13 protein-coding genes are annotated in these 15,671 nt (G+C 40.8%); 11 read left to right on the top strand and 2 right to left on the bottom strand.

The genetic code is table 11. The annotated features are described in order from the left end of the window. Positions 1-104 precede the first annotated feature (104 nt). The 5 genes from mpl to MTP24_RS12305 are packed head-to-tail and all read left to right on the top strand — an operon-like array spanning position 105 to position 4,447. Entirely contained in the window at positions 105-1,460 is a 1,356-nt protein-coding gene (mpl, locus tag MTP24_RS12325) for a UDP-N-acetylmuramate:L-alanyl-gamma-D-glutamyl-meso-diaminopimelate ligase (RefSeq protein WP_243531456.1), read from the top strand. Between the two features lies 1 nt (position 1,461). Further along, positions 1,462-2,082, top strand: a complete 621-nt coding sequence (locus MTP24_RS12320) for a flavin prenyltransferase UbiX (protein ID WP_006791563.1) — start codon at positions 1,462-1,464, stop codon at positions 2,080-2,082. After that, on the top strand, positions 2,082-3,011 hold the full coding sequence (locus tag MTP24_RS12315) for an ABC transporter ATP-binding protein (RefSeq protein ID WP_006791562.1): 930 nt from the start codon (positions 2,082-2,084) through the stop codon (positions 3,009-3,011). The genes MTP24_RS12320 and MTP24_RS12315 overlap by 1 nt, the downstream gene beginning before the upstream one ends. Beyond that, positions 3,012-3,779 (top strand): ABC transporter permease, encoded by a 768-nt coding sequence (locus MTP24_RS12310; RefSeq protein WP_006791561.1) that lies wholly within the window; start codon positions 3,012-3,014, stop codon positions 3,777-3,779. It abuts the gene before it with no gap. Further along, positions 3,779-4,447, top strand: a complete 669-nt coding sequence (locus MTP24_RS12305; RefSeq protein WP_243531454.1) for an SAM-dependent methyltransferase — start codon at positions 3,779-3,781, stop codon at positions 4,445-4,447. The genes MTP24_RS12310 and MTP24_RS12305 overlap by 1 nt, the downstream gene beginning before the upstream one ends. A gap of 59 nt (positions 4,448-4,506) precedes the next feature. Here the strand turns inward: MTP24_RS12305 and MTP24_RS12300 are convergent, their stop codons facing one another. Further along, a complete protein-coding gene (locus MTP24_RS12300) occupies positions 4,507-6,390 on the bottom strand; it encodes a GGDEF domain-containing protein (RefSeq protein ID WP_243531452.1) in 1,884 nt (627 codons plus the stop codon). Positions 6,391-6,666: 276 nt separating this feature from the next. On the opposite strand from MTP24_RS12300, the gene panP reads away from it, so the two are divergent. Further along, positions 6,667-8,295, top strand: coding sequence for a pyridoxal-dependent aspartate 1-decarboxylase PanP (gene panP, locus MTP24_RS12295; RefSeq protein WP_006791558.1), 1,629 nt, complete (start codon positions 6,667-6,669; stop codon positions 8,293-8,295). A 53-nt stretch (positions 8,296-8,348) separates the two neighbouring features. On the opposite strand, the gene argE is transcribed toward panP, so the two are convergent. Next, entirely contained in the window at positions 8,349-9,494 is a 1,146-nt protein-coding gene (gene argE / locus MTP24_RS12290) for an acetylornithine deacetylase (RefSeq protein ID WP_008130608.1), read from the bottom strand. Between the two features lie 221 nt (positions 9,495-9,715). Here argE and argC point away from each other — a divergent pair, with 221 nt between their 5' ends. From argC to argH, 5 genes are read left to right on the top strand one after another with little or no spacing between them, the layout of a single operon-like run. After that, entirely contained in the window at positions 9,716-10,726 is a 1,011-nt protein-coding gene (gene argC / locus MTP24_RS12285) for an N-acetyl-gamma-glutamyl-phosphate reductase (protein WP_008130610.1), read from the top strand. Beyond that, complete coding sequence (gene argB, locus MTP24_RS12280; RefSeq protein ID WP_203986270.1) at positions 10,726-11,493, top strand: acetylglutamate kinase; 768 nt, start codon at positions 10,726-10,728, stop codon at positions 11,491-11,493. Before argC ends, argB begins: the two co-directional genes overlap by 1 nt. Before the next feature lie 7 nt (positions 11,494-11,500). Then, a complete protein-coding gene (locus MTP24_RS12275; RefSeq protein WP_203986272.1) occupies positions 11,501-12,433 on the top strand; it encodes an ornithine carbamoyltransferase in 933 nt (310 codons plus the stop codon). Next, positions 12,430-13,632 (top strand): argininosuccinate synthase, encoded by a 1,203-nt coding sequence (locus MTP24_RS12270; protein ID WP_008130621.1) that lies wholly within the window; start codon positions 12,430-12,432, stop codon positions 13,630-13,632. The genes MTP24_RS12275 and MTP24_RS12270 overlap by 4 nt, the downstream gene beginning before the upstream one ends. Before the next feature lie 48 nt (positions 13,633-13,680). Beyond that, a complete protein-coding gene (gene argH / locus MTP24_RS12265; protein ID WP_243531450.1) occupies positions 13,681-15,546 on the top strand; it encodes an argininosuccinate lyase in 1,866 nt (621 codons plus the stop codon). Positions 15,547-15,671 lie beyond the last annotated feature (125 nt).

Genomic DNA, 15,671 nt, shown 5'->3' with positions numbered 1-15,671 from the left:
AGTAAAATGCCTACATATAATGGTAAGTAAGCGCGAAATTTGGCATTATAGCGCCATTAAACTTTGCACAGCTGCAAAGTGAGCATACGGTTTAAGGAAAGTATATGCATATTCATATTTTGGGCATTTGCGGTACGTTTATGGGTGGTATTGCAGCTATTGCTAAGTCGCTTGGCCATAAAGTAACAGGTTCAGACCAAAACGTTTACCCACCTATGAGCACCCAGCTTGAAGATCTTGGTATTGAGCTCACTCAAGGTTACGACGTATCTCAATTAGAGCCAAAACCCGATATGGTAGTAATTGGTAATGCGATGAGCCGAGGTAATCCGTGTGTTGAATATGTGTTAGACAACAGCTTACCTTATACCTCAGGTCCAGAGTGGTTAAAGCATAACTTATTGCAAAACTCGTGGGTGCTTGCGGTAGCTGGTACGCATGGTAAAACAACCACAGCGAGTATGCTTGCCTGGATATTAGAATATGCTGGTTTAAAACCGGGGTTTTTAATTGGCGGCATAGTGCAAAATTTTGGTGTGTCGGCAAAGGTAGGTGAAACCCCTTTTTTTGTTATTGAGGCAGATGAATACGATACCGCTTTTTTTGATAAGCGCAGCAAGTTTGTCCATTACTTACCGCGTACATTAATTTTGAATAATTTAGAGTTTGATCACGCCGATATTTTTGATGATTTAAACGCAATTAAAAAACAATTTCACCACTTAATGCGTACACTACCTCACAGCGGTAAAGTAATTTGGCCAAAACAAGACAAAGCACTTGAAGACGTTATATTGCAAGGGTTATGGAGTGAAAGCGAAACGCTAGGCATTGATTGGGGTTACGAACTAATTAAATCCGATGGTAGCGAGTTTAATGTACTTTTGAATAATGAACGGCAAGGTAGGGTTAATTGGGGCGCAATTGGCGAACATAATGTTAAAAATGCGATTATGGCAATTGCTGCAGCGCGCCATGTAGGAATTGCTGTTAGCCACAGTATTGAGGCACTTGCCGAGTTTATAAGTCCGAAAAGGCGAATGGAACTCAAGGCCGACATAAACAGTATTAAGGTTTATGACGATTTTGCTCATCACCCAACAGCGATTAAAACAACCTTAGCGGGTTTACGCGCTAAAGTTGGCGATGAAAAAATTATTGCTATTTTAGAGCCCCGCTCAAACACCATGAAAATGGGTGTACATCAACATACGCTTCTTGCTTCATTAGCTGATGCTGATGACGTACTTTTGTTTGAACCAGATAACTTAGGCTGGTCGCTTAACGAGCAAGCTCAAAAAGCGGGCATGCAATGTTTTAATAGTACGCAAGCTATTATAAATACGGTGCTTGAAAATGTGCAGCCTGATCAACATATTTTAATTATGAGTAATGGCGGTTTTAACGGCCTTCATCAGCAACTAGTAGATGGTTTGGCTGATAAATTCAGCGGAGAATAATTTGCAATTTAAAGATAAAATCACCTTAGCGTTCAGTGGTGCCTCTGGCGCACCATATGGTTTAAAGCTGCTTGAAGTGTTACTCGAGCAGCAATACCAAGTGTATGTACTTATTTCGAGCGCAGCCCGCGTTGTGCTTGATACTGAGTCAAACATAAAGCTCTCGGCAAATGAAGATAAAGCTACTGAGCAGTTAAATACGCTATTTGATGCACAGCCACAACAATTACAAGTATTTGGTAAAGATAACTGGTTTAGTCCTGTAGCCTCTGGCTCTGCAGCGCCTAAAAAAATGGTTGTGTGTCCATGTAGTGCGGGGTCAGTATCGGCGATTGCTGTAGGCGCATCTGATAATTTACTAGAGCGTGCGGCCGATGTAGTGATTAAAGAACGTGGCCAGCTTATTTTAGTACCGCGTGAAACGCCTTTTAGCGAGATTCATCTAGAGAACATGTTAAAGCTATCGCGTTTGGGCGTTACTATTATGCCTGCAGCGCCGGGCTTTTATCATAAGCCGCAAAGCATAGAAGATTTAGTCGATTTTATGGTGGCTCGCATTTTAGATCATTTAAACATTGAGCATACACTAACAAAACGTTGGGGTTATGGTGAGGGTAAGTAATGAGTAAGCAAAGTATTGCATTAAATATTGAAGGCCTTACCAAGGTATACAAAAACGGCGTAGAGGCTGTTAAAGGTGTTGATTTACAAGTAGACGAGGGCGATTTTTTTGCATTACTTGGACCAAATGGCGCAGGTAAATCAACAACGATTGGTGTTATTTCGTCTTTGGTCAATAAAACTGAAGGTAAAGTAGAGGTATTTGGTTACGATATAGATACCCATCTTGAAGCTGCCAAGGCGCATTTAGGCTTAGTACCACAAGAATTCAACTTCAGCCAATTTGAAACGTTGACCCAAATATTAGTTAACCAAGCCGGTTATTATGGTGTACCGCGTAGCGAAGCACATAAGCGTGCTGATAAATATTTAGCCCAGCTTGGTTTGCTTGAGAAAAAAGATAAACAAGCGCGTACTTTATCAGGCGGTATGAAGCGTCGTTTAATGATTGCACGCGCACTGATGCACGAGCCAAAGCTACTTATACTTGATGAACCAACAGCGGGTGTAGACATAGAGTTACGACGCTCTATGTGGGAGTTTTTACGCAAAATTAATGAACAAGGCGTAACGATTATTTTAACTACCCATTACTTAGAAGAAGCAGAACTGTTGTGTAAAAACATTGCCATTATCGATACCGGTCGCATTGTTGAAAACACGACGATAAAAGCACTGCTTGCAAAGCTTGATAAAGAAACGTTTGTACTTGATTTAAAAATGCCTGCTAAGCCAGTCACGTTGCAAGGTTATAAATTTACCATGACGGACGATCACACTATTGAGGTTGAAGTGGCTAAATCACAGGGCTTAAATGCAGTGTTTAGTGCGCTTACAGAGCAAGGCAATACTGTATTAAGTATGCGTAACAAGGCCAATCGATTAGAAGAGCTATTTGTAGGATTACTAGAGCAAGGGCGGGGCGAATAAATGTTTAAATATGGCGTAGCGCTAAAAAGTATATGGATTAAAGAGTGTATTCGTTTTCTACGTATTTGGGTGCAAACTCTAGTACCACCTGCCATAACAATGAGTTTGTATTTTGTTATTTTTGGTAACCTCATAGGTTCGCGCATTGGTGAAATGGGTGGATTTAGTTATATGGAGTTTATTGTACCGGGCTTAATAATGATGTCGGTTATTACAAACTCTTATTCTAATGTAGCTTCTAGTTTTTACTCAACTAAATTTCAAAAAAGTATAGAAGAGCTGCTTGTTGCGCCAGTGCCTAATTACATAATTGTACTTGGTTATATGGGCGGTGGTATGACGCGTGGCATGATGGTGGGCTTTATTGTTACCTGTGTATCGCTGTTGTTTGTTGATATTCAAATACACAATATATTTGTAATTATGGCAACGGTAATTTTAACCTCGGCGGTGTTTGCGCTAGGTGGTTTAATTAACGCTATTTATGCTAATAGCTTTGATGACATTAGTATTATTCCTACATTTATACTTACTCCGCTAACGTACTTGGGTGGCGTATTTTATTCAATTACTTTGCTACCTGAGTTTTGGCAAAATGTATCGCAAATAAACCCCATCATATATATGGTTAACGCATTTAGATACGGGTTTTTAGGTGTATCGGATGTTGATTTAACCGTCGCATTAGGTGTTATTTTAGTGTTTATTACCGTGCTATTTACTGTTGCGCTTACATTAATCAAAAAAGGTGTGGGGCTAAGACACTAATGAGTGATGCAAATTCTCGAAGTATTGTATCTAATCAGGCCGGTATTCACGAAAAGCTTGATGAAATAGTAAATAAGCATTTAAGCGCCGAGTTTAAAAAGCCCATTGCAGCACACACGCAAGCGGCATTTGATGAGGTTAATGAAAAAGTTAAGGCATTCAATGGCCCTCTTATTTTAGACTCTTGCTGTGGTGTAGGTGAAAGTACAGCTAACTTAGCTAAGCTTCACCCTGAAGCTCTTGTGGTCGGGATTGATAAGTCGTCGCATAGGCTTGATAAACACGACGTTCAATATAAGCAAAGCGACAGTGGTCAGTATATTTTGGTACAGGCTGATTTAAATGATTTTTGGCGCTTAGCAGTTGCAGCAAATTGGCAGCCTAGCCACCACTATTTGTTGTATCCAAATCCATGGCCTAAATCTAAACATATTCAACGCAGATGGCACGGAGCAGCTATATTTCCTTATATTGTTAAGTTAGGTGGCTTATTAGAAATACGCAGTAACTGGGATATATATGTTAAAGAATTTGCAAGGGCGCTTGAACTAACCAGCCATATTTGCGAAGTGCAGCCTTATCACAGCGACGATGCAATCACCCCATTTGAGCGAAAGTATTGGGCCAGTGGCCAACAAAGTCACCGGCTTGTTATTGATTTAACCTAAGTTATGTTTAAGCGTTTTTCTATCGGCTAAAAATAGCTTTATCACTAACGTTTGGTTAATTAACTGATTAAGTCAGCATTTTCTGGTGTAGCAAATTGTGGCGCAGGTTGGGCAAAATGGTTACCCTGCATGAGCGTCACATTTGCTTTTTCTAACGCATTTACAATGGCTGCATTTTCGACAGATTCAGCTATAAGCAGTAAATCTAATTGGTTAGCAAATGCCGCTATATGCTCAATAAACAAGTAAATGTCGTTATCGTGTATTATCTGTTTTATCAATCCGCCATCTAACTTAATACCGTCAACTTCAAGTTTTAGGACATTTGAAATATTTGAATAACCGCTACCAAAGTCATCAATTATTACCTTAACGCCTTTACTTTTAACCATAGAAATAAATGCTTTAACTTCAGAATAATTTGCAATCGCTTGGGTTTCTATTAACTCTAAAGTGATATTGCTTGGGTGCGGATAGCGCTTAAGCTCGTTTGTGATGAATTCATTCAAGCTTGGGTCTAACATGTCTTGCGCTGTTATATTTAAGCTCCAACAAATGTTTGTTTTTCTAAAGCGGCTAATGCACTGTGAAAATATAGTGCGGGTTAATAACCCGTCCATTCTGGAGCGAGTAACTACATTTAAAAACGCATCGGGTTTTAAAATTTCTCCGCTTGCAGTAACCATTCGCGCCAAACATTCGTACTGAACTATCTGATTTGTTTTGGTATCTATTATTGGCTGAAAGTAAGGCACAATACGGTTGTTATCAAATGCATCATGCACTTCTTTGGCCATTTCTACATTATATTGATATTGAGTTTTAACATCGTGAAGTGCTTTAGAATAATTAATAACTGTGTGCCTACCTTGCTTTGCTTGTAGTGCAGCAATATGAGCATTTTCAAGTAATAGCGATTTATTACCCGTCGCAATACCAGCACACAATGTAATGTATATAAATGGATCAGTTAATAAAGGCGTATTGGCATTATAGGTTTCGATTAAATCGCTCAGCTCTTCATAAGGTGTTTCTTTAGGTGATAGCAGCACCAATTTATTGGTGGCTAAGCGGTATAAATGACAGTTGGCAGAGCAGCGGCTCTTAAAATGCATAAGCAAGTTTTTCATTACTTTATCGCCAATTTCGGTGCCGTAAAAGCTATTTATATCTTCAATTCCATTAACCCAGACAACAGCTAACTGCATATGATGACTGTTACTTTTTTTAAGTAAGTACTCCAACGCAATGTGGTTTTCAAACCCAGTACTGGAGTCGGTTGCTAATGAGCGCTTAAGTAAGTAAACATAAATAGCGGCAACAAGGATAGCTATAAAAAAGAAGAAGCTTGCCATAGCTGCTGCTTTGGAGACGCTTTCGCTTAGCTTTTGGTTAAGATCAAGAATCGTTATATCAGCGCCAGTAAGGTAAGTTTTACCAGTTTTATCGTCAACAAAAGGGATAAATATAGTTTTAAAGTGTCCCCATTGATCGGCCGACACTTCAAATACCGGCTCAGTGGAGTAAAAAGCGCTTATGTTGAGATCAGTTGCTTCTGGGTATATATCTAAATATTGCGTTATTTTGCCATTGTTCATATCGTCTTGCGTATAGCTTGATGCAGTAAAGTATACGCGGTTGTTTTTTAATATCATTGCATATACATATGCCACATCAAGCGCTTGTGCAAACTCAGAAAGTTGCCTGCTTTTGACTTCATAGTCAAAAAAATTAATTTGACCGTTTTGATTCATGGTATTTAGGTAGTCATCACCGAGTATATGCTTAACACTGGCTGCGGCATTAAGAAGGCGCGCATCAACAGATTCCATAATTTCAGCGCGGGTTGTGTGGTAGGTGTAGTAAATATAGACCACTAAGCTGACTAAAAATAAAGCAAAACCAGCCACTAACCAGCTCACTTTCACTCTTCCCTTAAGCATTGCCTGTCCCTTTTTTGTTGTTTTAATGATTATACTTAAAATACAAAATTGCCCAATAAATAATTAGTATTTATTAGATTAAATAAAATTTTAATTAAATTAACACTTTTTTGTCATGCGTGGTGTTGCTTTTAAGGCTTTTAACGAGACATTTTACTTATATTGCAGTACAGTTAGAGCAATTATTTAGAAACACTATTGCTTAACTTACCGCCATATTTGGGCGTTTTTACTAGTTAAACAGGTGTTTTAGCAACACACACACTAGGTATTAAGATGGATCAAAAGCGTTGTGCCGTCGCCTCTAAAGAAAGCCTCAAGCGTATATTTACTGTACCTGAAGCGCCTGACTCAACTTTAAGCAAAATTGAGCTTGAAATATCGAGTAATTTAGCAGGTTTTTTAAACGAAAATATAGCGGCAATCGAAAAACCATTACATGAAATTGAAAAAGACTTTCAAGCTGCGGTGATCCCAGAAAACCCAACGTTTGTATCTGCTTATGCTCAAGACATAATGGAGCAACTTGTTGCTCATTCTGTGCATACGGCTGCACCAAGTTTTATTGGTCATATGACATCAGCTTTACCGCATTTTTTACTGCCACTTTCAAAGTTGATGGTGGGACTAAATCAAAATCTAGTAAAAATTGAGACATCTAAGGCGTTTACCCCCCTTGAGCGACAGGTGTTAGGTATGATGCATCATTTAGCCTATGGCCAAAACGATGCGTTTTACTCTAAATGGATGCACAGCGCTAAAACGTCATTAGGTGCATTTTGCTCTGGTGGTACGGTTGCAAACATTACTGCGCTTTGGATTGCTCGAAATCGTTTGTTAAAAGCCGATGGTGAATTTACCGGTATTGCATCGCAAGGAATTGTGGCAGGTATGCTGCACTATGGATACAGAGGTCTTGCGGTATTAATTTCAGAACGTGGTCATTATTCATTAGGTAAATCGGTTGATTTATTAGGGATAGGGCGCGACAACTTAGTTGGTATTAAAACAACTGATGACAACAAGGTCGATGTAAATGCCATGCGAGACAAAGCCCGCGAGCTTGAGTCTAAAGGCATTAAAGTAATGGCAATTATTGGTGTTGCAGGCACAACCGAAACCGGCAATATTGATCCCCTCAACGAAATGGCTGATTTAGCGCAAGAGATTAACTGTCATTTTCATGTTGATGCTGCTTGGGGTGGGGCAACGTTATTATCTAATACTTATCGTCCTCTGCTCAATGGTATTGAGCGAGCAGACTCAATAACAATTGATGCCCACAAACAAATGTATGTCCCGATGGGTGCAGGTTTAGTGCTGTTTAAAGATCCCGCTGCAACCGATGCAATAGAGCATCATGCTGAGTATATATTGCGTAAGGGCTCTAAAGATTTAGGTAGCCACACACTAGAGGGTAGCCGCCCTGGTATGGCTATGTTAGTGCATGCTTGCTTACGTGTTATTGGCCGTAAAGGCTATGAAATGCTAATCGATCGAAGTATAAAAAAGGCAAAGTATTTTGCTGATTTAATCAAGGCAGACGAAGATTTTGAACTTATTTCAGAGCCTGAGCTATGTTTGCTTACTTATCGCTATGTGCCTAAGCAAATAAAACAAGCGATTGCTGAGGCTGATGAAAAAACACGGATTGATATTTTTGCTTCACTAAATCGTTTTACAGCCAGTATGCAAAAACGCCAGCGTGAGTCTGGACGCTCGTTTGTATCGCGTACTCGTTTGACCCCAGCTCAATACGATAATCAACCTACGGTTGTGTTTAGGGTTGTACTGGCTAACCCGCTTACCTCGGGTGTGATTTTAAAAGAGATATTAGCTGAGCAAAAAGAGCTTGCTAAAACAGACCCAGTATTTAAAAAGTATTTAAGCAAATACATGAAATAGTAAATTTAGCATTTATAAAAAAGACGCTGTTAAGCGTCTTTTTTATTGCTTAGCTAAAAGCAACAGGCTTTTATAATATTGCTAATGATGTGCTGTGAAGGCTTTATTTTTTCCATTGCTAAAAATTCGTCAGGTTGATGCGCCTGATTAATAGAACCTGGTCCCATAACTATGGTTTCACAACCCAGTTGCTGAATAAAAGGTGCTTCTGTGCAGTAATTAACAGCAATGGCTTTTTGGCCCGCTATCTTTTCCGCAAGTTGAACTAGCGCGCTGTCGGTTCTGCCAGTAAATGCTGGTATTGGGTCATGTAGGTCAATAACACTTACTGAGTTTGGGTATTGCTCGTTTATGTCTTTTGTTGCATCTAGCAGCAGTGCTTGTAGCTCTTGTACGCTCAACCCTGGCAATGGGCGCATATCAATATGCATTTCACAACACCCACATATTCTATTTGCGTTGTCACCACCATGAATATTACCAAAATTTAAAGTAGGATAAGGTATTTCAAAGTGGCTTAGTGAATACTTATTCTTTAATTGCTCTTTTAAGATCAGTAATTTTGAAGTCACTTTATGCATAACTTCAATGGCGTTAAGACCACGTTCGGGATCGGAGCTATGGCCAGAACGACCGACAACTCTTATTGCAGTACTCATATGCCCTTTGTGTGTAAATACTGGTGTCATATCAGTGGGTTCGCCAATAATACAGCGTGCCGGCTTTAAGTTAGGATGTTTGCAAATTTGCTGTGCGCCTGCCATGGTGGTTTCTTCATCTGCAGTGGCAAGTATTAAAATTGGCTGTGTTTGTTGTTTTTCATCTAGTTCGCTTATAGCTTGTAATACGAAAGCAAAAAATCCTTTCATATCAATACTACCTAGCCCATACAGTTTGTTGTCGAGTTCTGTTAATTTAAACGGATCATGATTCCAGCGGCTGTCATCAAACGGCACTGTGTCGGTATGCCCAGCAAGCATTAAACCACCATCCCCGACGCCACGTTTAGCTAATAAGTTATAACGCCCTTTTTTACCTTCCAGTTCTATTATTTCACAAGTAAAACCGAGCGTTTCACACCAGATGGCAAGTAACTCGATAACGCTTTTATTACTCATGCATTCGCTGTCTTCAATTGCACTGATAGACGGGGCTGCAATTAATTGCTGGTACATAGAAATAAACGAAGGCAAAGACATAAAAAATTCCAAAATAACTATTCAATTTAATTGCATAACAATATAAAAGTATTTATGATGAATATCAATTCACTTTTTAAGCATAAATATATTAAGTAACACAATGATGATAATGCGACGATAATCAAAATTCATTAACAAAAAAGACTTACTTAGCACCTAAGCTAGTGTAAGCGAACACACAAATAAGTAGTAATAGATTTTAAGATAATGAGTAAATAATGAATGTAGCGATTATTGGCGCAAGCGGATACAGCGGCGCAGAACTAGCAAGCCTTGTGGCTAAACACCCAAATTTAAAACTGTCAGGTAGCTATGTATCTGAAGGAAGCCTAGATAAACACAAATTACTGAGTGATTTATATCCAGAGCACCTAGGTTTGCTTGATACTCCTTTACTTCCTCTTACAAAGTCAGCGTTCGACGACATTAATGCGAATGCAGATTACGTATGCCTGTGTACCGACCATAAAGTAAGTGTAGATTTAGCCCCGCAATTTTTAGCGATGGGCAAAAAGGTGTTTGACCTATCGGGTGGTTATCGCCTTGCAAGCAATGATGATTACGTTACTTATTACGGCTTTGAACATAAGCACCCTGAGTTATTAAATGAATCGGCCTATGGTTTAGCTGAATGGAATAGCAACGACATTGCAAATGCAAATTTAGTGGCTGTTGCCGGCTGTTATCCTACTGCAGCGCTGAATGCGTTAAAGCCACTACAGCAAGCAGGTTTGTTAAGCGACGACAAAATTATTATTAATGCAGTGTCGGGGGTAACTGGTGCAGGGCGTAAAGCCAGTGTAGGTACTCACTTTTGTGAAGTGTCGCTAGCGCCATATGGTTTATTTAATCATCGCCACGGACCAGAAATAGAGCAACACCTTGGTCACCAGGTTTTATTTACACCTCATTTAGGGAACTTTGCTCGCGGTATTTTAGAAACCATTTACGTGCAACTAAAACCTAATGTTACAAGTGAGCAAGTGGCTAAGGCCTACAGCGTGCTTGAAAACGAGCCTTTAATCCGCTTGTTAGGTAGTAAGATCCCGTCAATTAAGGGAGTTGCAAAGCAGCCTTATGTTGATATTGGTTGGCAGCAGCAAGGCTCTCAGCTCATTGTTATGGCAGCCATTGATAATTTACTAAAAGGTGCTGCAGGGCAAGCTCTGCAGTGTATTAATTTATCAATGAATTTAGACCACACCACAGGCTTAAAAGGAGCGTTTTAATGGCTAAAAAAACGTGGGTTATTAAGCTTGGCGGCGCTGTACTTAACACTGAAAACGCAGCTCGTGCGTTATTTGATGTGTTGTCTAATCAGCCAAGTCATAACTTTGTAATTGTGCATGGTGGCGGGGCATTAGTCGATACATGGTTAAAAGAAGCCGGTTTTGTTAGCGCTAAGCATCAAGGTTTACGTATTAGCCCTGCAGAACAAATGCCCCACATAGTTGGTGCACTTGCAGGTTGTGCAAACAAGCAGTTAATGGCTCAAGCTATTGCTTCTGGCCATAAACCTGTTGGGTTAAGCCTTTACGAAGCAGGCGTAACGGCATCGCAAAAGCTCAAAGCATTGTGCCTAGTAGGAAAGTGCGAAAGTAACAACGACTCTATTATTAACGATTTACTAAACGTCGGGCGCTTACCAATTGTTAGCTCTATAGGTTTTGACGAGCAAGGGCTTTGGTACAACGTTAATGCAGACGAGGCAGCGGCAGCTATCGCCAATAATTTAAATGCAGAACTTATTTTTATGACTGATGTAGAGGCCGTGCTTGACGCTAATAAGCAGCCATTACATCAATTAGATACAAAACACATTGAGACTTTAATTGCAGAGGGAGTAATTGTGGGCGGGATGGAGGTCAAAGTTAAGACCAGTCTTCACGCTGCCCTACACTTACGACGCGGTGTGTATATTTCCAGCTGGCAAAAGCCAGAAAATTTAACTGCTTTGCTGCAAGGCGAGCATGTCGGAACAAAGATTACACCATAGGGTTACCATGTTAGAGAATTTTTTAACGGGTCTAGAATTAGACCAACAAGGCGCACTTAATTTATTAAAGCTGGCGCGTGATTTAAAGGCAAAGCCAGAAAAATACAGTCAAGTACTAGCGGGCAAGTCAGTTGTTACACTATTTGAAAAGCAAAGCTTACGTACACGTTTATCGTTTGATATTGGTATTAACCGTTTAGGTGGTCACGCTGTATATTTAGACCAGCAAAATGGCGCTATGGGCGCACGTGAATCAGTAAAAGATTTTGCACTAAATATTTCAACGTGGGCTGACGGTATTGTAGCGCGTGTAAACCAGCACAGCACGTTAACCATATTAGGTGAGTACTCTTCTGTTCCTGTGGTTAATAGCTTGTGTGACTTGTATCACCCATGCCAAGCATTGGCAGACTTTTTAACGCTTCAAGAAGTACATGGCGATGTGAGCGAGCTTAAAGTAGCTTACCTAGGCGAGGGCAATAATGTAACTCATTCACTTATGTTACTTGCTGCAACACTGGGTACCGATTTTGTGGCAGTAACGCCTAAAGGCAGCTCTCCGGATTCGCAAATTCTTAAAAAAGCAGAGCAAATAGCAGCTATGAATGGCGCATCAGTAATGGTGAGTGACCGTGTAGAAGCGGCGGTTGGCGCAAACGTTGTTTACGCCGATACATGGGTCTCTATGGGCGATGATACGCCTCTTGAGCAAGTTAAAGAAAAATATATGCCTTATCAGTTAAACCAAGCATTGCTAGATCAAACAGGGGCTACTACGGTATTACATTGCCAACCGGCACACCGTGAGTTTGAAATTACCTCTGAGGTAATGGATGGCCCAGCATCAAAAATTATTCAACAAGCAGAAAATCGCATGCATGCGCAAAATGCTCTGCTAGTTACATTACTAAATCCAAATTTTGTTAAGGAACACCTATGAGTTCAATTAAAAAAGTCGTTTTAGCCTATTCAGGTGGTCTAGATACATCTGCTATCGTGCCATGGTTAAAAGAAAATTACGGCTGTGAAGTAATCGCGTTTGTTGCCGATGTAGGCCAAGGCGCAGAAGAGCTTGAAGGCGTTGAAGAAAAAGCCATCGCATCAGGTGCATCAGAGTGTTACGTAGTTGACTTAAAAGATGAAATGGTAAGTGAATACATTTACCCAACGCTTAAAACGGGCTCTATTTACGAAGGTACTTACTTACTAGGTACCTCAATGGCGCGTCCAATCATTGCTAAAGCGCAAGTTGAAATTGCACGTAAAGTAGGTGCCGATGCGCTGTCGCATGGTTGTACGGGTAAAGGTAACGACCAAGTACGTTTTGAATCGTGCTTTGCAGCGCTTGCACCCGATTTAAAAGTCATTGCACCATGGCGAGAGTGGGACTTATCAAGCCGTGAATCACTACTAGATTACTTAGCCGAGCGTGATATTCCGTGTTCTGCTTCAGCAACAAAAATTTACAGCCGTGATGCTAACGCATGGCACATTTCGCACGAAGGCGGCGAGCTTGAAGATCCATGGTGTGAGCCTAGCGATCAAGTATGGACTTGGACTAACTCTCCTGAGCAAGCACCCGATAAAGCCGAGCTAGTAACATTAAAAGTAGTTGAAGGTGAAGTGGTTGCCGTCAATGGCGAAGAGCTTAAACCTTATGATTGTTTAGTTAAATTAAACGACATTGCATCACCGCATGGTGTTGGCCGTGTTGATATAGTGGAAAACCGTTTAGTCGGCATGAAATCTCGTGGTTGTTACGAAACCCCAGGTGGTACGGTGATCATGGCGGCCCTTCAAGCAATAGACGAGCTAGTACTTGATAAATCAAGCCGTAAGTGGAAAGAAGTATTAGGCGGCGAATTTTCGCACCTAGTGTACGACGGACGTTGGTTTACGCCGCTTAAAGACTCTATTTTAGCGGGCGCCGAGGCGTTATCTACATTAGCAACGGGTGAAGTGGTACTTAAGCTTTATAAAGGCCAAGTGACTGCGGTTCAGAAAAAATCACCTAACAGCCTATACAGCGAAGACTTTGCGACCTTTGGCGAAGATGATGTGTATGACCAATCACATGCTGAAGGCTTTATTCGTTTATTCTCGCTTTCAAGCAGAATTTCGGCGTTGTCTAAAAAGTAAATTTTACGCCCCTTGTAAAAGGGGCATTTCAGGGTTTGGAGATATTTCATGGCATTATGGGGCGGACGTTTTTCTACGGGTCCAGACGAGGCGTTTAAACAATTTAACGACTCACTTCCATTTGACTACCAACTAGCAGAGCAAGATATTATTGGCTCTGTTGCATGGGCTGGCGCACTTGAACAAGTTAACGTGCTATCAAACGATGAGCACAAAGAATTAGTATCGGTATTATACGAGCTACTCGAAGAGGTAAAAGCAGACCCAATGGCTGTAGCTACCTCAGGTGCTGAAGATATTCATTCGCACGTTGAAGCGGCTCTAATTGAGAAAGTGGGTGACTTAGCTAAAAAGTTACACACAGGTCGCAGTCGAAATGACCAAGTAGCCACCGACTTTAGATTATGGTGCCGTGATACTGCCGATCATATTTTAAAAGCCATTGCGCAATTAAAGGCTGAATTTGTTGCGTTGGCTGAACGCGAACTAGGTACTATTTTACCTGGTTATACCCATTTGCAACGTGCACAACCCGTACTATTTAGCCACTGGTGTATGGCGTATGTTGAAATGCTAGAACGCGACGAAAGCCGTTTGCAGGACGCTAAAGCCCGTATGAACTATTGCCCGTTAGGCAGTGGCGCATTGGCTGGCACTGCTTACCCAATTGACCGCCAAACACTTGCACAAGGCTTAGGCTTTACAGGGGCGACAAAAAATAGCCTTGATGGCGTTTCAGACCGTGACTTTGTTGTTGAGCTATTAAGTTGCGCTTCAATTTCAATGATTCACTTATCGCGTATGTCTGAAGATTTAATTTTTTATAACTCAGGTGAAGCGGGCTTTATTGAACTTGCCGACAATGTTACATCTGGCTCGTCTTTAATGCCGCAAAAAAAGAACCCAGATGCACTTGAGCTTATTCGTGGTAAAACAGGCCGTGTATTTGGTGCCTTTAGCGCCATGATGATGACCCTTAAAGCATTACCACTTGCTTACAATAAAGATATGCAAGAAGACAAAGAAGGCATTTTTGATGCGATGCCCACATGGCTTGCGTGTATTCATATGGCACAAGCGTGTATTAAAGGCGTAAAAGTAAAAGGTGAGCGTACATTGGCTGCGGCAAAAGGCGGCCATGCAAATGCAACCGAGCTGGCTGATTACTTAGTTGCTAAGGGGGTACCTTTCAGAGAGGGGCATCATATTGTAGGTGTGTTGGTACAGCTTGCAATAAGTGAAGATAAAACCCTTGAGGAGCTCTCACTTGAACAATATAAATCAGTAAATGAAGTGTTTGAAGACGATGTTTATCCGGTACTTGAAATAGACGCCTGTATTAAAGCGCGTCAAGCAGTTGGCGGCACCTCCATTGAGCAAGTCACTAGCGCAATTAAAGCAGCCAAAAAAAAACAGCAGATAACGGTTCGTGATGCCAACCTAGACGACGTTGAATCAATTGCAAAACTTATTCAACACTGGGCAACGGTCGGCGAAAACTTGCCGCGTGCTAAAAGCGACATGGTGCATTCGATTAATGAATTTGCTGTAACCGAAATAGACGGCAAGGTGTCGGGCTGTGCATCGTTGTATATATACGATACTGGCCTTGCAGAAATACGCTCTTTGGGTATTGACCCGCAAAGTGCGGTAACTGGGCAAGGGCGGCAATTAGTTGACCATTTACTAATAAAAGCCAAAAAATTGGCACTTAATCGCGTAATTGTACTTACTCGCGTGCCAGACTTTTTTGAAAAACAAGATTTTGTTTTTTGCAGTAAAGACAGCCTGCCTGAAAAAGTAATGAAAGATTGTGAATTGTGCCTTCGTAAAGAAAACTGCGACGAAGTAGCAATGGAATACATTTTAAAGCCAAGTAATAAAGCGGCGATCCCGTGTAAATTCGTGGCTTAAACTCCCTGGATACAAAAAACGTACGGTTACCCCTGTGCGTTTTTTTATGCCTTAGCATATCTGGTCGGAGGTGTTTTGATTGTGTCAATTCCTAGTAATTTACTTAAAAATAAAATTTAAATAAA

Origin of the sequence: Pseudoalteromonas sp. APM04 (genome assembly GCF_022809815.1) — a bacterium.
In the GTDB taxonomy this organism is placed as follows: Bacteria; Pseudomonadota; Gammaproteobacteria; order Enterobacterales; family Alteromonadaceae; genus Pseudoalteromonas; species Pseudoalteromonas marina.
The sequence above is the reverse complement of the archived record's forward strand: the minus strand, read 5'-3'. Positions and strand labels throughout refer to the sequence as shown.

Bases quoted from the DNA above. Each gene is read 5' to 3' on its own strand.
- MTP24_RS12310 (WP_006791561.1), top strand. From the start codon at position 3,012: ATGTTTAAATATGGCGTAGCGCTAAAAAGTATATGGATTAAAGAGTGT.
- argB (WP_203986270.1), top strand. From the start codon at position 10,726: ATGGCTAAAAAAACGTGGGTTATTAAGCTTGGCGGCGCTGTACTTAAC.
- argE (WP_008130608.1), bottom strand. From the start codon at position 9,494: ATGTCTTTGCCTTCGTTTATTTCTATGTACCAGCAATTAATTGCAGCC.
- MTP24_RS12315 (WP_006791562.1), top strand. From the start codon at position 2,082: ATGAGTAAGCAAAGTATTGCATTAAATATTGAAGGCCTTACCAAGGTA.
- argH (WP_243531450.1), top strand. From the start codon at position 13,681: ATGGCATTATGGGGCGGACGTTTTTCTACGGGTCCAGACGAGGCGTTT.
- mpl (WP_243531456.1), top strand. From the start codon at position 105: ATGCATATTCATATTTTGGGCATTTGCGGTACGTTTATGGGTGGTATT.
- panP (WP_006791558.1), top strand. From the start codon at position 6,667: ATGGATCAAAAGCGTTGTGCCGTCGCCTCTAAAGAAAGCCTCAAGCGT.
- MTP24_RS12270 (WP_008130621.1), top strand. From the start codon at position 12,430: ATGAGTTCAATTAAAAAAGTCGTTTTAGCCTATTCAGGTGGTCTAGAT.
- MTP24_RS12275 (WP_203986272.1), top strand. From the start codon at position 11,501: ATGTTAGAGAATTTTTTAACGGGTCTAGAATTAGACCAACAAGGCGCA.
- argC (WP_008130610.1), top strand. From the start codon at position 9,716: ATGAATGTAGCGATTATTGGCGCAAGCGGATACAGCGGCGCAGAACTA.
- MTP24_RS12300 (WP_243531452.1), bottom strand. From the start codon at position 6,390: ATGCTTAAGGGAAGAGTGAAAGTGAGCTGGTTAGTGGCTGGTTTTGCT.
- MTP24_RS12305 (WP_243531454.1), top strand. From the start codon at position 3,779: ATGAGTGATGCAAATTCTCGAAGTATTGTATCTAATCAGGCCGGTATT.